Annotated in this window: 19 protein-coding genes; 13 read left to right on the top strand and 6 right to left on the bottom strand. The window is 34.9% G+C overall.

Annotated features, from left to right (window positions below):
* Positions 1–21 precede the first annotated feature (21 nt).
* From HBN50_RS16615 to rpmH, 6 genes are all read right to left on the bottom strand, one after another.
* On the bottom strand, positions 22–678 hold the full coding sequence (locus tag HBN50_RS16615) for a 16S rRNA (guanine(527)-N(7))-methyltransferase RsmG (RefSeq protein WP_273871907.1): 657 nt from the start codon (positions 676–678) through the stop codon (positions 22–24).
* Complete coding sequence (mnmG, locus tag HBN50_RS16610) at positions 678–2,531, bottom strand: tRNA uridine-5-carboxymethylaminomethyl(34) synthesis enzyme MnmG (protein WP_273871905.1); 1,854 nt, start codon at positions 2,529–2,531, stop codon at positions 678–680. Before mnmG ends, HBN50_RS16615 begins: the two co-directional genes overlap by 1 nt.
* 148 nt (positions 2,532–2,679) lie before the next feature.
* Entirely contained in the window at positions 2,680–4,167 is a 1,488-nt protein-coding gene (locus HBN50_RS16605) for a tRNA modification GTPase (protein ID WP_273871903.1), read from the bottom strand.
* 3 nt (positions 4,168–4,170) lie between these two features.
* Positions 4,171–5,676 (bottom strand): membrane protein insertase YidC, encoded by a 1,506-nt coding sequence (gene yidC, locus HBN50_RS16600; protein WP_273871900.1) that lies wholly within the window; start codon positions 5,674–5,676, stop codon positions 4,171–4,173.
* 88 nt (positions 5,677–5,764) lie between these two features.
* On the bottom strand, positions 5,765–6,157 hold the full coding sequence (rnpA, locus tag HBN50_RS16595; protein WP_273871898.1) for a ribonuclease P protein component: 393 nt from the start codon (positions 6,155–6,157) through the stop codon (positions 5,765–5,767).
* A 4-nt stretch (positions 6,158–6,161) separates the two neighbouring features.
* Positions 6,162–6,314, bottom strand: a complete 153-nt coding sequence (gene rpmH / locus HBN50_RS16590; RefSeq protein WP_273871896.1) for a 50S ribosomal protein L34 — start codon at positions 6,312–6,314, stop codon at positions 6,162–6,164.
* A gap of 48 nt (positions 6,315–6,362) precedes the next feature.
* On the opposite strand from rpmH, the gene HBN50_RS16585 reads away from it, so the two are divergent.
* From HBN50_RS16585 to ribD, 13 genes are all read left to right on the top strand, one after another.
* On the top strand, positions 6,363–6,500 hold the full coding sequence (locus tag HBN50_RS16585) for a hypothetical protein (protein ID WP_273871894.1): 138 nt from the start codon (positions 6,363–6,365) through the stop codon (positions 6,498–6,500).
* Positions 6,501–6,536: 36 nt separating this feature from the next.
* Entirely contained in the window at positions 6,537–8,114 is a 1,578-nt protein-coding gene (gene dnaA, locus HBN50_RS16580; RefSeq protein ID WP_273871893.1) for a chromosomal replication initiator protein DnaA, read from the top strand.
* A gap of 626 nt (positions 8,115–8,740) precedes the next feature.
* Entirely contained in the window at positions 8,741–9,856 is a 1,116-nt protein-coding gene (dnaN, locus tag HBN50_RS16575; protein ID WP_273871891.1) for a DNA polymerase III subunit beta, read from the top strand.
* Between the two features lie 3 nt (positions 9,857–9,859).
* Entirely contained in the window at positions 9,860–10,960 is a 1,101-nt protein-coding gene (gene recF / locus HBN50_RS16570; protein ID WP_273871890.1) for a DNA replication/repair protein RecF, read from the top strand.
* A 51-nt stretch (positions 10,961–11,011) separates the two neighbouring features.
* Positions 11,012–13,465 carry a DNA topoisomerase (ATP-hydrolyzing) subunit B gene (gyrB, locus tag HBN50_RS16565; RefSeq protein ID WP_273871889.1) on the top strand — a complete coding sequence of 818 codons (2,454 nt, stop codon included), beginning with the start codon at positions 11,012–11,014 and terminating at the stop codon, positions 13,463–13,465.
* A gap of 23 nt (positions 13,466–13,488) precedes the next feature.
* Complete coding sequence (gene gyrA, locus HBN50_RS16560) at positions 13,489–15,987, top strand: DNA gyrase subunit A (RefSeq protein WP_273871888.1); 2,499 nt, start codon at positions 13,489–13,491, stop codon at positions 15,985–15,987.
* Complete coding sequence (locus HBN50_RS16555) at positions 15,959–16,765, top strand: tetratricopeptide repeat protein (RefSeq protein WP_273871886.1); 807 nt, start codon at positions 15,959–15,961, stop codon at positions 16,763–16,765. Before gyrA ends, HBN50_RS16555 begins: the two co-directional genes overlap by 29 nt.
* Positions 16,765–16,971: a hypothetical protein gene (locus tag HBN50_RS16550; RefSeq protein ID WP_273871885.1), complete on the top strand. Its 207-nt coding sequence runs from the start codon at positions 16,765–16,767 to the stop codon at positions 16,969–16,971. Before HBN50_RS16555 ends, HBN50_RS16550 begins: the two co-directional genes overlap by 1 nt.
* A complete protein-coding gene (locus HBN50_RS16545; RefSeq protein WP_273871883.1) occupies positions 16,943–17,323 on the top strand; it encodes a hypothetical protein in 381 nt (126 codons plus the stop codon). The genes HBN50_RS16550 and HBN50_RS16545 overlap by 29 nt, the downstream gene beginning before the upstream one ends.
* Before the next feature lie 4 nt (positions 17,324–17,327).
* On the top strand, positions 17,328–18,146 hold the full coding sequence (gene atpB / locus HBN50_RS16540; RefSeq protein ID WP_273871882.1) for a F0F1 ATP synthase subunit A: 819 nt from the start codon (positions 17,328–17,330) through the stop codon (positions 18,144–18,146).
* A gap of 47 nt (positions 18,147–18,193) precedes the next feature.
* Positions 18,194–18,415 (top strand): ATP synthase F0 subunit C, encoded by a 222-nt coding sequence (locus HBN50_RS16535; protein WP_021269646.1) that lies wholly within the window; start codon positions 18,194–18,196, stop codon positions 18,413–18,415.
* A gap of 198 nt (positions 18,416–18,613) precedes the next feature.
* The gene (locus HBN50_RS16530) at positions 18,614–18,997 is read left to right on the top strand and encodes a hypothetical protein (RefSeq protein ID WP_273871880.1); all 384 of its coding nucleotides are present in this window, start codon (positions 18,614–18,616) and stop codon (positions 18,995–18,997) included.
* A 60-nt stretch (positions 18,998–19,057) separates the two neighbouring features.
* On the top strand, positions 19,058–20,185 hold the full coding sequence (ribD, locus tag HBN50_RS16525) for a bifunctional diaminohydroxyphosphoribosylaminopyrimidine deaminase/5-amino-6-(5-phosphoribosylamino)uracil reductase RibD (RefSeq protein ID WP_273871879.1): 1,128 nt from the start codon (positions 19,058–19,060) through the stop codon (positions 20,183–20,185).

Here is a 20,185-nt window from a genome sequence, read left to right as displayed (position 1 = left end):
CTAATTTTTCTATAAATAGGATTAAAGTAGATCAGATAGATTGACAAGTTTTTTGTCTTTCTTTTTTTGAGCCTTCTTTACCAATGTTCCATGTAGAACTTTTTTATTTTCGAAACCTATTAACATCCTCCCTTCTGTTCCAGGGACGTCGTAATAAGTTTCCTCAACAATTCTCCAGTCTTTTAGTAATGGCTCTACTTCTTCAAGCTCGTAAAAGTTTGGACCTTTGTAAAAGAACACTCTTACAGTTTTATCCGTAATTATTTTTGGTAAGAAATTTATCGCAGTACCAACGGCTTTCAAAGTAATAACACAATTTCTATCAATATAGACATCATCTATTCTTTGATGAAGTGCTTTAACATTTTTTAACTCAAGTTCATCAGCAATTGATTGAACTGCCTTAGCCTTCTTACCCCTAGCTTCAAAACCTACACACTTCACTTCAGGCAATGCTTTTGCCAGAGGTAACAATGGAAAGCCTCCACCAAAACCTACGTCTACAAGAATGCCTGTCTTCTCTAACGAAGCTACAAATTTATCACTTTTTTCAATCGGTAGTAGTGAATCCACAATTTGCTTGTTATAAAACTCTTCTTCAGTTGTAATTCTAGTTAGATTAAGCCCTGCTAACCTACCAGTTAAAATATCCAAATAACTTTTAGCAAAATCTTTCATTATAATAAATTTCCTGCAACGTATGCTAATGTAGCTGGCCTAATGCCATCTATTTTTTGTAATCCACCAAATGTCTCTGGCTTCACTTCAAGGATTCTTTGTCGACACTCGTTTGAAATATTCACAGAATCACAAATCTGTTGCCACTGAATTTTTTTACCACTAAGTCTTATCACCTTCTCATTTTCAAAGTTGGCCCTTTCAATATAACCTTCATATTTCAAACTAATTGCTACTGTTCGAACAACATCTTCTCTAAAAGAGAGTCCAAAATTTAGAAGTTCTTTCTCCAATGTTTCGACAGGCTCTAATTGAGATCTCTTAATCAACTCAAACATAAATGTATTAGCTGGAAGTGTTCCATAGCCCATCTCTTTAAAGTATTCTTTATTTTTAGGATTAGCTTTATAAACATAAGACTTTGCCATATCCCAAAGCAGCTCAAACTCCTCTACGAAACTATCGAGAGTTTTATCTAATTCAGTATAAAGTCCTAGTTGTTTTCTAAATGGATACATTCGAAGAACTGAATTATCTTCTCTTACGTAAAGCCTATTCTCTGATCTCGCAGTAAAGAGTCTATATGGCTCATCTCTTTTATTTGAAACGAGATCTTCAACCATAACTCCAATATAGGATGAGTTTCTATCTAGATGTAAAGGCTCACGCCCAAGAACAGATAGTGAAGCATTAATACCAGCAACGATTCCCTGACCAGCAGCTTCTTCATAACCTGAAGTTCCATTGACTTGACCAGCAAAATATAACCCTGGTACATCGATATACTCCAACTGAGTATTTAGCTTAGAAGTATCGACAACATCGTACTCAACAGCATATCCATAAACTAAAATTTCTACTTTTTCTAGACCAGCTATTGTCCTAAGAAACTCTAATTGAACTTCCTTAGGTAAGCTCGTTGATACACCATTTGGATAAATTGTCTGAGCATTTAATCCTTCTGGTTCTACAAATACATGATGGCTATGGCGATCAGGATATCTAAAAGCTTTATCTTCGATACTAGGACAATATCTAGGACCAATTCCTTGAATCTGACCATTGAAAATAGGACTTCTTTCCTTATTATCTCTAATAATGCCTAATGTATTTTCATTAGTTCGAGTTAAGTGACATGCTACCTGATCAACAAAACGCTTATTAGGTTCATGATTCAAATGAAAGTTTCTAGTACGGCCATCACTCTCTTGAGCAACCATTACGCTAAAGTCTATCGTATCTTTATCTAATCTAGCAGGTGTTCCTGTCTTAAATCGCTTATCAAGTGTTTGAATTTCACTGAACAAGTCTGAAAGTCCTTTAGAAGGATTACAATCTACTCGTCCACCATTCGTTTGCTCCTCACCAGTATGAAGCTTTCCATTTAGAAAAGTTCCTGTTGTCATGACAAGTTTTTTGGTCCTATAGGACCGGTTCGATGTTTCCACGTGGAACAATTCTCCATCTCGCGCTATCGAATCGACCTTCTCTCGGATCACATCAATATTCACAACGGAAGCAATTAACTTCTCGGCATTCTCAGAATATAAATCCTTGTCAACCTGAACTCTTGTAGATTGAACAGCGTACCCTTTGCTTTCATTAAGTATCCTGTACTGAATAGCTGATCGGTCTGCAACAATCCCCATCATTCCACCAAGGGCATCCAACTCTCGGACAACTTGCCCTTTACCAACTCCACCCACTGCTGGGTTACAAGGTGTCGATGCTAGAGGTACTTCAGGCATAGTCAAGATAGCAACACTAAGACCAAATTGAGAAGAAACCCAGGCTGCTTCACATCCAGCATGCCCACCACCAACTATCATGACGTCATATATAATTTCACTCATCAAAACTCCGAAATGTTCTACGTGGAACATAATCAATAGAGATAACATGCAATAGTTCCACGTGGAACAAAAATGGAAATAAAAACTCACCCTTTAATAATGAAAAAGCGGATTTTTGTCTATAACTAATTGAATATTTGAGAAATAACTACTTTCCGATACAGAAATTCGAGAAAATATCGTTTAAAACATCATCTGGTCTTACAATTCCAATAAGTTCTGAAACATATTTGCCAAGAATGTTTAACTCAGAAGAAATAATAGCTATGTCATTGATATTACGTAATACATCATCAAACTCAACAGCTTTACAATAAATACTATTTACGCAATCGCGGTGCCTCTCTAATAGAATAGGATTATTTGCCGTTAACTCACTGAATTTAAATGAAATCTGATCTTCAATAAAAATAAAACTATGAACTGGTCCCATAGGACCACTTTTCGAAATTGGTTCTATAGGGGCAGTATTAAACTCTGGTTCTATAGGACCATTTTTCACGTCTGGTTCTATAGGACCAAAAACCTCAACTGGTTCTATAGGACCATTTTTAAGAGACATATGAAAACATTTTTTAAATTTTGGTAAATGACTGAAGAGCCCTTTGTAATCGACCTCAACAAGATCTTTATGGCTTATGATTAATAGATCAAAAACTAAATCTTGAGGCAATTTTTTGAAGTCTTCAAAGTTTGACTCACCTGGATTTACTACAAGAATCTTATAAAAAGCTCTTTCTAAAACTTCAAAAGTTCTTTCAATACCAATCTTTTCAATCTGATCAACGGTTTCACGAATACCTGCAGTATCAATGAGCTTATAATTTACTTCATCGATAAAAACATACTCGCTTACATAATCGCGTGTAGTCCCCGCCGTACTCGAAACTATAGAACGATTATCTTGAAGCAAAGAATTAAAAAGAGAACTCTTTCCAGCGTTGGTTTGGCCAACTAAAACAATCTCAGGAGAAGTAAGGCCACCAAACTCACCTTGAATACGATTATTTAAACGTTTGATGATACTGAAGAAACGTGAAAAGTTTCTATTCAATAAATCAATACTCTCTTGCTCACCAACATCTTCAGAAAAATCAATCGTAATCTCCACAGCGCCTTTTAACTTTATAAAACTGTCATAGAGATCAGTGTACTCTTTATGAAGATTCCCTTGTAAGGTCTCAAGTCCTTGTTGCAGCATAAGGCCAGAACTGGCGTTTAAAAGCATGTCGAGGCCTTCAACCTGGGACAGAGTAAGCTTTTGATTTAAAAGAGCTCTATACGTGAATTCACCTTCTTTAGCGGCTCTAAATTTTCCAGAGTCGACAAAGAGTTTAAGAATACGCCGTATATTAAATTGGTTTCCATGAACACCTAATTCTAAAATGTTTTCGCCATTATAAGAATTAGGGCCTTTGTAAAAAGTTAAAACGACACTATCAACAACACCCTTACTAGAAATAATGTCAGTGTAATGAGCAAAGCGAGTTTTAACTTTATTTAAATCGAGAGAGAAAAATTCTTGGAGGTCTAAGATATCTTTAAAACCTGAAAGACGAATAAGCCCAATTGCAGTATTCGATTTAGTACCGGTACTACAAGCAATAATGGGCTTATCGTCATAAAGGTTTAACATATTTTAATCTACTGTTTTGTATACAAATAGCTGTTGAGCAATACCAAAAATTGTCGAAATAAAAATATAAAGGTTAAGACCAGCTGGTAAATCCTTCATAATGAAACAGAAAATTAGTGGCATAAAAAGCATAACTTTTTGCTGAGTTGGATCAGCTGAAGCAGATGGATTAAGCTTCGTTTGACCAAACATTGCAGCACCCATAAGAACTGGAAGAACATAGTATGGATCTTTATGAGAAAGATCGAAAATCCAAAAGTAAAAAGGAGCACCGACAAGTTCAACAGCATTATAAAGAACTTGATAGAAAGCAAAGAAAACAGGCATCTGAAGAATCATTGGAAGACAACCACCAATTGGGTTAGCACCTGATTTTTTAAATAGGGCCATTGTTTCTTTTTGCATTCTTGCTGGATCGTCTTTGTACTTTTCTCTAAGACGTTGAAGTTCAGGCTGAACCTTCTGCATCTTCTTCATACTCTTGAAAGACTTGTATTGAAACGGAAAAGTCAGCATTCTAATTACAATCGTAAGAATGATAATAGCTAAACCGTAGTTACCAACAAACTTATAAAAGAATTGTAGTCCACGTAGAATTGGAACAGAAAGAATTCCAAAGAAACCAAAATCTACAGAAAGCTCTAACTTATCACCAAGAGCGATTAGAGAATCGTAATCTTTCTTTGCATAAATTAATTCACCTTCAAAACTATTAGTCGCTGAAGTAGTTTCTACGTAGTACTCACCAGTTTCAAAAACCTTATATAGAGTTTTAGGTTTGTTTTTGAAAATTAAAGCAAAGAGATGATAATTATAATCAACACCGGCCCACTTAACACTACCTTCACCAGTAGAGTCATCACCAACTGAAATTCTCTCTACATCTTTAGAGAAATATAAAAACTGACGAACCATTCTATTATTCGTTTCATGCTCTTCTTTAGAAGAATCAGCAGCACCAAAAAATGTTCTAAAAACAAGTGATTCAGCACTAGTTAATTTAATGTAAGCCTTACCTCTTTCACCAAGAGTGAGGGCAAGATTTACTTTATTAACAGGATCAAAACCTTTAACAATATTTTGATTAACATCTTCGAAATTAAATTGAAGATCTCTGTAGTTTCTAGTTCCAGCTTTTGCAACTTGCACTTTAAAACGTGTTGTTGTTTTTCCAAGAGTTTCTGAAAGAGGAAATTTAATTTCAGAATTAGTGAAGTCTTTTACATTTAAAAAACTGTCAAAAGATAAAACATGTTCACCATTTGAAACAGTAACAACCTTATCTTCGATCTGTGTTACAGAAGTTACTTCTGATGTTTCAACATTCTTAACTTCTTCAGCAGTCGTTGTATTCTGTTGAACTGGTTGTGTAGCTTGTTTGTTCTCAACTGTTTTTTTAACTTCTGGAGTTACAAAAGTTTGCTCAGGAGCAAAATACATCTGCCATCCAAAAAGAGTTAAACCAGCGATTAAAACAAACAAAAACGTGCGTTTTTGATCATCGTTCACAGCATGTGCTCCTTTATTAATTTAAGGTAGTTCTGTGTACCATAGTGAATGCAGATCGGAAATCTCTTTATTGGGCAGTGAAATAAAATTAACGAGACTGTATATTCTTCTCAATCAATTTAAAAAGATGGGGAATTGCAGATTTTAAAGCATCATTAGCTTGCTCTTTTGTTTCATTACGCTTGAAAAGCATCGGAGAAACTAAAACTAGAACATCATAGCCTTCATATTTGAAAGATGACTGACGAAAAAAATCTTTAACATGTCGTTTGCATAGATTTCGAATATTAGCCTTACCTACTTTTTTAGAAACAGATAAGCCTAATCGCGAATGCGATCTAGGAGATTCTTTAGTGGACTGGGTTGGCTTGAAATAAGCCATGAGCCACTTGTTTTTAACTTGAGAGCTACCTCGTCTAAGGTAAGAGAAATCTCTGGCCGACAAAAGTCGATAATCTTTGCTAAAGCAATTGTCGGCCACAGTTTTATTTAGAACCTGTAGAAACTGTAAGTTGCTTTCTTCCTTTAGCTCTTCTAGCAGCAATAGCCTTTCTCCCACCTGGAGTAGACATACGCTTAAGGAAACCGTGAACTCTCATTCTTTTCTTTCTCTTAGGTTGCCATGTTCTTTTACTCATCGCTATATCCTCACTAACACTAACGTTATTACAATTTTAAATCACGAAATGATACCATTACATTTCGTTTGTGAAAAGGTCAATGGCCTAGAGCAAAAAATTCTTGAAGAAGGTGACTTTTTTGGCCATGCACAATTTTATTATCTTTTTATTTGGAAAGTGAATGGGGCCATGCTACAAAAATGAGCCCGTATCACACACACTGTTTGAGGTATTCGTAGAATGAATAATAATTTTCCATTTGATCAATTCCTTAAGTCCTCGGAAACACAAGAAAAGCCGAACTTATTTCAAGAGACAGAGAAGAAGCAACAGCCACAAGTTGTTGAAAGTAATGAGTTTTTCTCACAAGAAGAGCTACAATTAATTGATACAGAAATACATAACTCGTTAAAATCATTAGTTAACGCACAGAAGTATAATGCTTTTTTCGACGGCGCATTATCCCTGTCGAATCTAACATTAGATACAATTGAATTTCGTGTTCCTAGCAACCTAATCAAATCAATGGTTCAAAAGAATATGGAGCAAATAGAGCAATCTATTATCAATGCCTTAGGGAAAGAATATAAAGTTAATATCTCAGTTAATGAGCAATCTCGAACTCTTACGTCTTCAACTTCAAGACCAAGTGAAAATACACCTTCTTTAGTCCACGAGACTAAACCTAAATCTGTGAAAGATATTACTTTTACTCTAGATTTAACACCTACTAAAGATGATCTGCTCTCTAAAGTAGAGAGTCGTTATATTGATCATATGAATCCAGAACAAGTTGGTATGATCATTGATCCAGCTAAAACATTTGATAACTTTGTTGTTGGCCCATCAAACAACTTAGCAAATGCAGCGGCGATCGCCATTTCTAAAAATCCAGGTAAAGATGGTAAGTATCCATCTTTATATATTCACAGTAATTCTGGTCTAGGTAAGACTCACCTACTCCATGCTGTTGCCAATGGTATAAAAGAGAATTATCCACATTTCGTCATCTGCTTAATTACAGCACGAGACTTCATGAAAGAAATGATTGATTCCCTTAAAGACAAAAAGCTTCACGAATTCCAGAAGAAGTATTCAGAAATTGTCGACGTCCTCATGATTGACGACATTCATGAATTGAAAAACAAAGAAAGTACCCAAAATGAGTTCTTCCACGTCTTTAATGAGCTCTATAATAAAGGTAAGCAATTGATTTTCACTTCTGATAAAGCACCAGAAGAAATTGACGGTATCGAAGAAAGAATTAGAACAAGACTCCAATGGGGACTTGTTGTTGATATTCAGAAGCCAGACCTAGAAACAAGAATCGCTATTCTAAAAAGAAAAGCATACGAACTTGATTTGTATCTCGCAGAAGACATTTTAAATCTTATCGCCTGTCATGTTAAAAACAGCATCAGAGAACTTGAAGGCTCTTTAGTAAAGCTATCTGCCTTTTCAGAAATGATGAAAGTAGACATCGACACAGAGATGGTAAAAGAAATACTAATGCTTAAAGATCTTGATATGGATAAAAAAGTAACGCTAGATCAAGTAGCTAAAGCATCTTCTCAGTACTTCAAGATACCTGTTGCAGATCTAAAATCAAAAGCTAGAACTAAAGATATAGCTAATGCAAGATTTGTGGCCATGTACCTTTCAAGAAAGATAGTAAATGCAACACAAGAAGAAATTGGAAACTTCTATGGTGGAAGAGATCACAGTTCAGTTGTTCACGCTGAAAAAACAATTTCAAAAAGATTAGAGTCTGACATAGGACTATCAAGAGATGTTTTAACAATCGAAAGCAAACTATAAACAAACTTATACACTTATACCCAATTCTAAATGTGAAAAAGAAGGAGCCTAATTAGAGCTCCTTTTTTTTATTCATGGCCTATTCACACAATCTCTTCAAAACAACCAGTTTTCCACGGCCATGTGGAAAACTAAAGTATTACTCACGGCCGGCCGTGGATAAATATTGAATACAAAAACAGATACTTAACTGTTATATTGACCACTTATCAACACTGTTAATAAATACAAACGTAGAACATTAGGCCGTTGATTAATTATTTATCAACATGTGTAAAACTTGTGGATAAATGACTGGCCAAAATTGAAAATAAATTAGTAAAAATATTTAGACATTACAGGCCATGAATAGGCCGTGGATAAAGTGTGAAAATGGGCATAGTTATTCATGGCCAATTTAGAATATACGAATTGTGCATCCGCATTAAAAGAAAGTTATTAGACTTATTCAAAATGGCAAAATCGCGAAACAATAGACTGCTAAGCAAACAACAAGATTATCCACTTACTCACAGCTTATAATATATAATAATTAATAATAATATATATATATAAGTAGAATCATGATCTTGAATTTCAGTGTTTATCGGGATAAAAGTAATCAATTCGATTAAGAGGGAAAAAAAATGCGCATCAAAGTAAATAGCGATTCATTAAAAAACAGTCTTGCTAAGATTCTAACTGTAGTAGACAAAAAGAATTCTAGACCAATTCTTACCTACACATTGATCTCAGTAACTGGAAATGATCTAGAATTGAGCGCAACAGATTTAGAAGTTTCTGCAAAAGTAAAGTTATCAGCAACTGTTGAAAACCATGGTAACTTTTGTGTAAATGCCAAGAATTTATTTGATATTCTCAAAGAACTTCCTAACACTGAAATTGAATTAGTCCTTGATTCTAGTGAAAATGTCTTAAAATTAAATTGCCAAGATATTCACTATTCTTTGCTTATTTATCCAAGTGACGAATATCCAAAACTTATTTTTGGAAATGAAAGTTCACAGTTTAAATTAACTTCTGAACAATTATTAGAAATCATCCAAAAAACGTCATATGCAATTTCAGATGATGAAACAAGATTACAGCTTAATGGAATTTACCTACACGAAGTTGATTCTAAACTAAGAGCAATTTCGACAGATGGTTTAAGACTTTCACTAGTTGAAACTGATCTTGAACAAACAAATATTGAAACGTTGATAAATGGAATTATTATTCCAAAGAAAGGTGTCTTCGAAATTAAAAAGCTTGCTGAATCTTATCCAAGCAAGAAAGTTACAATTTCAGTTGATGAATCATTCATGTATATCAATGCAGAAGATGAATACTTTCTCTCGATTAGATTAATTGCTAGAGAGTATCCAAAATATCAAGCGATCATACCAAGCAAAACTACATACGTTGTAAATGTTGAGAGATCATCATTCTTTGATGCTGTTAGAAGAATTAAAATCATGTCGAATGAGAAATCGAATGGATTAAGAATTCAAATCAAAGAAAAAGAAATGACAATAACAGCTAATCACCCAAGCCTTGGTGATGCTCAAGAAACAATTCCTGTAGATTTCAATGGTAATCCAATGGAAGTTGGATTCAACGCTAAGTTCTTACTAGATTCACTTCAAACTATCGAAGAAGGTGAAATTTCTCTAGAACTTAACAACGAACTTAGCCCAGTGATAATTCGTTCTAATTCAGTACCAAATTATCTTGGGATTATAATGCCGCTTAAGCTGTAGGTTATGGCTAATTATAAAATTGCTAAACTGCAAGTTACAAACTTTAGAAACTTGCAACCAGACATCATAGAATTCTCACCAAAGATAAATTGTATTCTTGGAGAAAATGGAAATGGTAAGACAAATATTCTGGAAGCAATTTACGTATTAGCAAATAGAAAATCATTTCGTAAAAATACAAGTTTTCCACAATTCCTCGGGATTGATGGTGAGAAACCTGAAATAATATTTTCTTCTGTTCTTAACACTGAAGACAATGAACTTGTGAGTTATTCAGGTAAACTCGAAAACGGTGCAGCTAATTGGTATTTAAATGGCCAACCAGCAAAAAGAAAAATTGGTATTAATACAGTATTTATTAATCCCTTTGATTCTTATGGGTTTCACAATACATCAAGTTTTAGAAGAAACTGGATAGATACTCACCTATCCATGCTGGATCCAGAATATAAAAAAACTCTCAGCCGTTATAATTCAGGTTTGAGGTTTAGAAATACTCTCTTGTCTAAAAAACCAAATAAATATTTAGAGCAGATAAAAGTTATTGATATTGAATTGTCGAAAAATGCTAAAAGCATCACAGACAAGAGATTATTATTTCTGCAAGAAGTGTCTCCATTAATTGGCGATACTTTCCAAAAGATCTTCTCTGAGCAACACGAACTCGATATAACTCTCGATACAAGAGTTGCTGGTTATTCTCAACAACAGATCTTTGATATGTTGCAACAACGTCTTGAAAAGGACGTAATTGTTGGGCATACGACGTATTGTGTTCACAAAGATGACTATGTGCTTCTTTTTGATGGCCTCAATTCATTCGAATTTTGTTCTCTAGGCCAACAAAAAATGAGCTATCTGAGCCTCTTATTTGCCTATATAGAGCTCTTTAGGTATAAATTTAGGGCGTACCCCATTGTACTAATTGATGACGTCTCTGGAGAGCTAGATAAGTTTCGCTGGATGAAGCTTGTATCTCACCTAGAACAAAGTCAATTTCAAGTTCTAATAACGACTGCCAATGAGAAGTTTAAAGAAGAGCTTGAAAAAATTGAGGGTGCAAAACAAATTTTTGTCAAAAGTGGTTCAATCTTTGAGCAATAACTTCACTGATGAGGTTGCTTGTTTAAAAGGAATTTTACACTAGGAGTTTCCTTGGAAAATCAATCAGAATCTATTTCCAAAGTCGGAAGTAAGTACGAAGCGTCACAAATTAAAGTCCTTGAAGGACTAGAAGCGGTAAGAAAAAGACCAGGTATGTACATTGGTGATACTGCTTTTCGAGGTCTTCACCATTGCGTTTATGAAATCGTTGATAACGCAGTCGATGAAGCACTAGCAGGTTACTGTAGCGAAATTAAAGTTATTATTCACGTAGATAACTCAGTTACAGTAGTTGATAACGGACGTGGGATCCCTGTTGATATTCACCCTGTTGAAAAAATTTCTGCAGCTGAACTTGTTTACACAAAACTGCATGCTGGTGGAAAGTTCAACGAAGAAGGAAGTGCGTATAAAGTTTCAGGTGGACTACACGGTGTTGGTGCCGCTGTTGTTAACGCTCTATCTAAATGGGTAAAGCTTGAAATTAAAAAGTCTGGAAAAGTTCACGGGCTTAAATTTGAAAGAGGTGTTGCAACTAAGCCACTTGAAGTTCTAGGTGATTTGAAAGATGAAGCTGAAACTGGAACTGCTGTAACATTTAAACCAGATAATGAAATTTTTGAAATTCATGAATTTAACTATGACACTTTAGCTAATAGATTTAGAGAAATGGCCTTCCTAAATAAAGGTCTAAAAATTACTCTCAAAGATGAAAGGTCTGAAAAGAAAGAAACTTTTCATTACGAGGGTGGTCTTGTTGAATTTGTTGAATATCTAAACAGAGCTAAAACTGTAATTCATAAAAAGCCAATTTATGTTTCAGAGTCGAGAGAAGATTATGAAGTAGAAATCTCTCTACAGTGGACTGATTCATATAGTGAAGTACTTTCTGGATATGCAAACGCGATTTCCACTCCAGGTGGTGGAACACATATTTCAGGATTTAAGACAGCTCTTACACGTGTACTTAATGCTTACGCGAAAGAGAATAATCTTCTGAAGGGTATCAAAACCAACTTAACTGGTGATGATATGAGAGAAGGTCTTACTGCTATTATTTCTATCAAGCTTCCTGAACTTCAATTTGAAGGTCAGACAAAAGATAAACTTGGTAACTCTGAAGTAGAAGGGATTGTTAACTCACTTGTCGGTGAATCTCTCAAAAAATATTTTGAAGAAAATCCTAATACAGCAAAAACAATTATTAGAAAGTCTGTTGATGCTGCTGCTGCCAGAGAAGCTGCTCGTAGAGCAAGAGAATTGACGAGAAGAAAAACTGCTCTTGAAATGGGTGGTCTTCCAGGGAAGATGGCCGATTGTCAGGAAAAAGATCCAGCTAAATGCGAAATCTATATCGTTGAGGGTGACTCTGCCGGTGGTTCTGCTAAGCAAGGACGTGATAGAAAGCATCAAGCTGTTCTTCCACTCAAGGGAAAGATTCTAAACGTTGAAAAAGCTCGTTACGATAAAATGTTAGCAAATAACGAAATTAAAATGATCGTTCAAGCACTTGGAACTGGTGTTGGAAAAGGAAACTTTGATATCTCAAGACTTAGATATCATAAGATCGTTATTATGACTGATGCCGATGTTGATGGTTCACACATTAGAACGCTTCTTCTTACGTTGATCTATAGACAATTCCCAGAGCTTATTGAGCAAGGTTATGTTTATATCGCTCAGCCACCTCTCTATAAATATAAGAAAGGTAAAAAAGAAGATTACATCAAGGATGAAAAAGCACTTGAGGAATTTCTTGTAGCAAACTCTGTTGATGGTTCAGCGATTAAAATTGATGGTGAAAAACCAGAAGATGAAGCGGTAATTTCACTGATTAAAAAATATATTAGTTATAAGAAAACAATCACTGATTACGATATTCATTTTGATAGTCACTTACTAAAGAGATTAATTGAAAATACAGAACTTAGTAGTGAATTAATGAAAGACAAAGTAGCTCTTCAAAAAGAACTAGATAGTCTTACTGAGTATTTTAAAAGTATCGAAACGGAAACTTTAAGAAATTACAGTTTTGTAATCGAAGAAGATCCAGCTCACAATACAAATCTTGTTAAGATTGTTGTTAAGACAACCGCAAGAACGAAGAAGTTTAAATTGAATAGCTACTTCTTAGATTCTCCAGAATATGCAGATCTAATTAACTTATTTGAAGGAATTAAAAAGTTCGTAAGTTCTAAATTTATTTTCGAAAGAGAGAAAGTTGGATCTAAAGAATTTGATAGCCTTTCAGATTTTGCTGAATTTGTCCTCGCTGATGGTAAGCAAGGTGCTTACATCCAACGTTACAAGGGTCTTGGAGAAATGAACCCTGAGCAGCTTTGGGAAACAACGATGAATCCTGATAACAGAACACTCCTGCAAGTTAAGATTGAAGATACAATTGAAGCTGACCAAGTATTCTCTGTTCTTATGGGTGATCAAGTTGAGCCAAGAAGACAGTTTGTAGAGCAAAATGCTCTTAACGTTAAAAACCTTGACGTTTAATTAGAAGGAATTTGGATTAAATTATGAGTGATGAAAATAACAACACACCAGAAGAACATAACCACGGTAAAATAGCTCCAATCGCCATCCAAGACGAGATGAAAAACTGTTATCTCGACTATGCAATGTCCGTTATTGTTGGACGTGCGCTTCCAGATGTACGCGATGGAATGAAGCCGGTACACAGAAGATGTCTGTATGCTATGCATACTCTAGGAAACTATCACAATAAACCATTCTTAAAATCTGCAAGGGTTGTTGGTGACGTTATCGGTAAGTATCACCCGCACGGTGATTCAGCTGTATACAACACGATTGTTCGTCTAGCTCAAGACTTCTCAATGAGATATCCTCTCGTTGATGGTCAAGGGAACTTTGGATCTATCGATGGTGATAACGCTGCGGCCATGAGGTACACCGAAATTAGAATGAAGAAGATGTCTGAAGAACTTCTTCGTGACCTTGATAAAGAAACAGTTGATTGGCAGCCAAACTACGATGATTCATTAAAAGAGCCAAAAGTTCTTCCAACAAAGATTCCTAACCTACTTGTTAATGGATCAGCTGGTATTGCTGTTGGTATGGCAACAAATATCCCTCCACATAACTTAAGTGAAATTATGAATGCTCTTGTCGCTTTAACAGATGACAGAACACTCTCAATTCCAGATCTTATGAAATTTATTCCAGGTCCAGATTTCCCTACTTCGGGATCTATTCATGGAACAGAGGGAATTAAAGCTGCTTACCACAATGGTAAGGGTGTTATTCAAATTCGTGCGAAAGTTGATATTGAGCAATATGGTAAATCTCAAGATAGAGATAGAATCGTTGTTACTGAACTTCCATATCAGGTTAACAAAGCTAAGCTTATTGAAAAAGTTGCAGAGCTTGTAAACTCAAAAGCTATAACTGGTATTTCTGATATTCGAGATGAATCAAACCGTGAAGGTATTCGTGTTTGTATTGATCTAAAGAAAGGTGAAATTGGATCTGTAATTGTTAACAGACTATACAAAATGACTCAACTCCAAGTTTCATTTGGTATCATCTTCCTTTCTATTTCAAATGGTTCACCTAAGGTTATGAACCTAAAAGAAATGCTTGAGTCTTTTATTGATCACAGACGTGAAGTCATCATTAGAAGAACTGTTTACGAACTTAAAAAAGCAAAAGAAAAAGCGCATATCTTAGAAGGCTTAAAAGTTGCAGTTGAAAATATTGATGCTGTTGTTGAACTTATTAAGAAGTCAGAAGGTCCAAGTGATGCCCGCGCAAAACTTATGAAGAATTATGAGCTTTCTGAAATTCAAGCTCAAGCAATTCTTGATATGAGACTACAAAGACTTACTGGTCTTGAGAGAGATAAGATTGTTGCTGATTACGAAGCAATTATGAAAGAAATTGCTCGTTTAGAAGAGATCTTAGGAAGTGAAGGTCTGATTAAAGGAATTATCAAAGATGAGTTCCAAGAAATTATCGAAAAATACGGTGATGATAGAAGAACTGAAATTGTTGCTAAAGCTGACGAAATTCAATTGGAAGATCTCGTTAAGAAAGAAGACGTTATCGTTACTATTACACATAAGGGATACATTAAACGCTTAACTCTAGATACTTACAAAACTCAAAACAGAGGTGGTAAAGGTGTTAAGGGTGCATCTCATGATGATGACTTCTTTACGAATATCTTTACTGCAAATACTCACTCGACAATGCTTTTCTTCACGACACGTGGACAAGTATTCTCGAAGAAAGTTTACAACATCCCAGAAGGTACAAGAACTTCAAAAGGTAGAAACCTTGCGAACCTCATTCAAATTCCATCAGGTGAAGCAGTTAAGGAAATCGTTTGTATTCCAAACGAAGAAGAGATGGAAGGTAAATTTCTTCTTATGGCCACAGAATTTGGTCTTGTTAAAAAATCAGAACTTTCTGACTACAAGAAAATTAAGCAAAGTGGTCTAAGAGCAATTAAGCTTCAGGATGGAGATAGCATTTGTTCTGTTAGAGTAACTGATGGATCAAAAGATGTGCTTCTGTGCTCTACTTCAGGAAAAATTATTCGTTTTGATGAAAACGATGCTCGTTGTATGGGGCGTGTTTCTCAAGGTGTAAAAGGTATTTCTCTTGAAGAAAGCGAAAAAATTATTGGAATGGAACTGATTGATGACAATGTAGAAATTCTTTCAGTAACAGATAAAGGGTACGGTAAGCGTACAATATCTTCTCAATATAGAAAACAAACTCGTGGTGGTAAGGGAATTCTTGCTATGAGACTAACTGAGAAGACAGGTCAGATCATTGATATTAAACCAGTTACTGAAGCTGATGACCTCATGGTTATTACGAATAAAGGACAGGTTGTTAGAACTAAGATTTCTGGAATCTCATTAATGGGTAGAGCAACTCAAGGTGTTCGTATCATTAATGTTAAAGACAGCGAAAAAGTTGTTTCTGTAGAAAAGATTGTAGAATCTGATAGTGATGATAATGACGAAAAAGATTCAAGCGAAAGCTAATTTGATTGGGGTACTCTTTCTGAGTACCCTTCTCTTTTCTTGCGATTTCACTCCAAGATTTCATAAAAGAATTCTTCTTGCTCAAGAGTATTTAACTCAGCATGATTACGACAATGCTATTAATCAGTACAAAATGATTCTTAGAGATAATCCATCAGATGATATTAAAGTTAAAATTAATTATCAGTTAGGTGAAATTTTATCTTTGAACCTCGGAAAGAACAAAGAAGCGCTTACGTACTATTTAATTGTGAAGACACTCACTGAAGATCCTCTTTGGTTAATTAAGACTGAAGAAAGAATTGCAGATATTAATTTTTCATTTCTAAGAGATTATAAAAGTTCATCTGAGAGTTATTTAAAGCTAACTAATTTCAAACCTCGACTGAAGAGATTTGATTTCTATGAATATCGATTGAGTCGTAGTTATATGGGTAAGAAAAACTATGATAAGGCCGAAGAAGTTCTTAAAAAAATTAGATCCAACCCAAATAGTGAATATAATGTGCGCTCGTATTATGAGCTTGGCATGATTAACTTTGAAAAAAAGAAGTGGAAGTACGCAATTGCGTTTTGGAAGGAGTACATTAAACGCGAAACACGTCGAGACAATATTATTCAAACAAGGTTTTTAATGGCAAATGCTTACGAAACTATGGAAAATCTAAAGACTGCCTACAATATCTACTATTCAATTCTAGGAGAATATCCTAATACTGAGGTTATTCAAAATAGGTTGAACTCAATTTATACGCGAAGAGTCGCAAGGAAGCGTTAATGCTTGTACAAAAAAAATGGGCCAAGGTCCTTGGACTAGCAATAAGTTTTCCTTCGAGTATTTTTGGCGTTGCTTTAATAGTTGAAACTCTTATTGAAAATGATGTAGTCTCCAAAAAAATTGGATGGCTTTTATTTATAGTTTTTATTGTTAACACAATAAGTCTTATGGTTTGGTATGCTCTCAAAGTTAAAACAAAAGATTAATTTAAAGAGATTTTTTTTACTCTCTATTATTTCTACATGTATCTGTTTAGCACTTGCTAAAAATTTACAAGAAGTACTTGCTATTTTGGGTGTATACGTTGCAACATTAGCCTACTTAATTCTTTTCAATGTTGCTGTAGCGGAACTTTTTCGTCCCTATACAGACAAAGATTTTGACAAAAAGAAGGGAAATAAGGGAAAGGTATTAGGGTTATTTTTAGGAAAGTTGTTAGTCCTTATTATTGCCCTATTAATTGGTGTACAAATTATGGGTAATAGGATAATTATACCTGTAATTAACTACATTATTCAGATAATAATTCTAGGTTTAAGCTTTAAAAAAGGTAATTGAGTTAATGAAAACACTTTTATTTCTATTGACGTCTCTTTTATCGGTAAACGTGTACGCTGCGAGTGGATTAATTTGGTTAGATCCGATTACTCACTGGTTGCATCACCATATGCCATACATTGATCATCACTCAGCTGGTGCAATCGTTACATTTATTCTTGTTGCGATTATGCTTGTTATTACAGCTTTAATCTATAGAGCTAAGCTTTCGAAAGTTGAGAATAAAGTATTCCCAGATTCGGGAATTACTTTCAGAAATATCGTTGAACTATATGGGTCTTTCATTTATTCACAGTGTAAAGCTGTATTGGGTGAAGAAGATGCACCAAAGTATTTCAAGTTCATCGCTACGATTTTTCTTGTTATTTTTATTTCAAACGTAATTGGACTTATTCCAGGTTTCCTACCACCAACTGAAGTTGTTTCTACAACTCTTGCTCTTGGTCTGCTCTCTTTTATTTACTACAATATTAAAGGGTGTAAGGAGCTAGGTGTTAAGAATTATCTTGCTCACTTCGCAGGACCACTTTGGTATATGGCCATTCTTATTTTTCCAATTGAAATCTTATCAAACATGATTAGACCGATCTCTCTAGCTCTACGTCTAAGAGGGAACATGATGGGTGACCACATGGTACTTGGTACTTTCCTAAACCTAGAAATTCTTGGTTTTAAAGTAGCTTACCTTGGAGCGGCGCTACCATTCTACTTTCTAGGTCTTCTTGTTTGTTTTATTCAGGCATATGTATTTACAATGCTGAGTATGGTTTATATTAGCTTAGCTACTGCTCATCACGATCATGATGAGCATCACGCTCACTAATAGAAGACTCTCGGCTATAACTAACTATTTTCTTTAAGGAGAAAACTATGGAAACTATCGCAATTAAGTACATCGCTTACTTCCTAGCAATGGCTATCGCAGCTTTCGGTGGAACAGCTGCTCAATCAAGAGCTGCTTCTGTTGCTCTAGAAGGTATCGCAAGAAACCCATCTGCTGCTGACAAGATTCAAACTCCAATGATTCTTGGTCTTGCACTTATGGAATCTCTTGTAATCTTCGTTCTTATCTCTGTTTTCCTTGCTGGTTAATTTTAGAGATAGAATTGATTAAAGAATTCTATAAAGAGAGGGAGCTATAAGCTCCCTTTTTTTGTTTAAAATCAAGTACTTATTATCATTGTCAAATTTATTTACACCCCCTGAAAAGATTCCAAAACTGCCCCTATAGAACCAAAATTCAAGATACCATCTAAAAAACTTAATTAATTTAAGCACCAGGAGATGGTTATGAAAAAGGCACTCTTATTTATTCTTTCACTTATGTTTCTAAATAATGCTTTTGCAGCGATGCCTGCAGATGAAGATATTGCAGCTGAAATTACTAGAGGTAAGCTCATGACATCACAAATGTATGTGAGAAGCTCTGTGGCCCACTTAGATATCAAGTTAATGGATGTTGTTGAAGCAATGAATATCAAAGAGCAAAACGCTGGAGAGCCATATAGTCATGAAGAGGGTGCAATTCGCGCAGCAATTTTGAACTCTTTTGAATTAGAGAGAGTTGCCGTGATGGCAGAAATTGAAGAATTTGGAATGGAGCCGTCTGTTGAATTAGAGGCCACTATTCTTGAAAGACTCAGACTTATGGAATCTTTAATGAAAGATTTCTAATATAGATGTCGACATTGTCATTATGTGTTATATACAGCCCTATAAACTAGGGCTTTTTTTATGTTAACTAAAGATATTCAATTTATGAAAAGAGCACTCGCTCTTGCTAAGAAAGGGATCGGTACGGTCTCCCCTAATCCACTCGTTGGAGCTGTGTTAGTTAAAGATGGAATTATTATTGGCGAGGGTTACCATGAGAAATATGGCGAAGCTCATGCCGAAGTGAATGCAATTAATTCTGCAACTGACTCGCCTGAAGGTGCGACTCTCTACTGTACTTTAGAACCTTGTTGTCACACAAATAAGCAAACTCCACCATGTTCGAATCTTGTAATTTCTTCGAAGATTAAAAGAGTAGTAATTTGTAACTTAGATCCCAATCCTTATGTTGCTGGTAAAGGTGTTAAGCAATTAGAAGAAGCAGGAATAGAAGTTGTAACTGGTGTTTTAAAATCAAAAGGCCTTAAAGTTAACGAAGTGTTTTTCAAATACATTACAACTTCGATGCCATTTATAAATATCAAATACGCGCAAACACTTGATGGTAAAATCGCCGTTAATAGTGGTGACTCTAAGTGGATTAGCGACGAAAGTGCACGTACTAAAGTCCACGAAATGCGTTTAAAGTATGATGCAGTCTTAATTGGAAGAAATACTCTTAACAAAGATAATGCAAAATTAAATATTCGAATGGGGATAGATAATAAAGGGAAAGTTCCTTATAGAGTTATCATCGGTAGTCTAAGAAATATAAATCAAGATGCAGATATTCTTAATGACGAATTTACAGATAAAACTGTGATTATTACTTCAATTGAGGACTATCAAAAAGCAGATAATGATTTTGTTAAGAAAATTACTGATAAGAAAATTAAAATGGTTTTCGCATCAATAAGAGAAGATCGTATTGATCTTGAGGAAGCTTTCAAAAAATTAGGAGAAATGAAAATTACTTCTATTTTAGTTGAGGGTGGAGCAAAAGTTATTTCAACTCTTCTCAAAGAAGAACTCTATGACAAAATATCTTGTTTCATTTGCCCAAAACTGGCTGGAAATGGACCAAGTTATTATGAAAATAGCGAAATCAATGAAATGTCTAATGCTGTAAAGTTACAAGATGTCTCTTATGAAGTTATTAATGATCAAGTTTTAATGACAGCGTACAGAACTTCTAAAAAGGACTTATAA

Origin of the sequence: Halobacteriovorax sp. GB3 (assembly GCF_028649655.1) — a bacterium.
Taxonomy (GTDB): domain Bacteria; phylum Bdellovibrionota; class Bacteriovoracia; order Bacteriovoracales; family Bacteriovoracaceae; genus BSW11-IV.
The sequence above is the reverse complement of the archived record's forward strand: the minus strand, read 5'-3'. Positions and strand labels throughout refer to the sequence as shown.

Excerpts from the sequence above, each read along its gene's own strand:
- HBN50_RS16615 (WP_273871907.1), bottom strand. The coding sequence starts at position 678 with ATGAAAGATTTTGCTAAAAGTTATTTGGATATTTTAACTGGTAGGTTA.
- mnmG (WP_273871905.1), bottom strand. The coding sequence starts at position 2,531 with ATGAGTGAAATTATATATGACGTCATGATAGTTGGTGGTGGGCATGCT.
- HBN50_RS16605 (WP_273871903.1), bottom strand. The coding sequence starts at position 4,167 with ATGTTAAACCTTTATGACGATAAGCCCATTATTGCTTGTAGTACCGGT.
- rpmH (WP_273871896.1), bottom strand. The coding sequence starts at position 6,314 with ATGAGTAAAAGAACATGGCAACCTAAGAGAAAGAAAAGAATGAGAGTT.
- HBN50_RS16585 (WP_273871894.1), top strand. The coding sequence starts at position 6,363 with ATGATACCATTACATTTCGTTTGTGAAAAGGTCAATGGCCTAGAGCAA.
- dnaA (WP_273871893.1), top strand. The coding sequence starts at position 6,537 with ATGAATAATAATTTTCCATTTGATCAATTCCTTAAGTCCTCGGAAACA.
- dnaN (WP_273871891.1), top strand. The coding sequence starts at position 8,741 with ATGCGCATCAAAGTAAATAGCGATTCATTAAAAAACAGTCTTGCTAAG.
- recF (WP_273871890.1), top strand. The coding sequence starts at position 9,860 with ATGGCTAATTATAAAATTGCTAAACTGCAAGTTACAAACTTTAGAAAC.
- gyrA (WP_273871888.1), top strand. The coding sequence starts at position 13,489 with ATGAGTGATGAAAATAACAACACACCAGAAGAACATAACCACGGTAAA.
- HBN50_RS16555 (WP_273871886.1), top strand. The coding sequence starts at position 15,959 with ATGACGAAAAAGATTCAAGCGAAAGCTAATTTGATTGGGGTACTCTTT.
- HBN50_RS16550 (WP_273871885.1), top strand. The coding sequence starts at position 16,765 with ATGCTTGTACAAAAAAAATGGGCCAAGGTCCTTGGACTAGCAATAAGT.
- HBN50_RS16545 (WP_273871883.1), top strand. The coding sequence starts at position 16,943 with ATGCTCTCAAAGTTAAAACAAAAGATTAATTTAAAGAGATTTTTTTTA.
- atpB (WP_273871882.1), top strand. The coding sequence starts at position 17,328 with ATGAAAACACTTTTATTTCTATTGACGTCTCTTTTATCGGTAAACGTG.
- HBN50_RS16535 (WP_021269646.1), top strand. The coding sequence starts at position 18,194 with ATGGAAACTATCGCAATTAAGTACATCGCTTACTTCCTAGCAATGGCT.
- HBN50_RS16530 (WP_273871880.1), top strand. The coding sequence starts at position 18,614 with ATGAAAAAGGCACTCTTATTTATTCTTTCACTTATGTTTCTAAATAAT.
- ribD (WP_273871879.1), top strand. The coding sequence starts at position 19,058 with ATGTTAACTAAAGATATTCAATTTATGAAAAGAGCACTCGCTCTTGCT.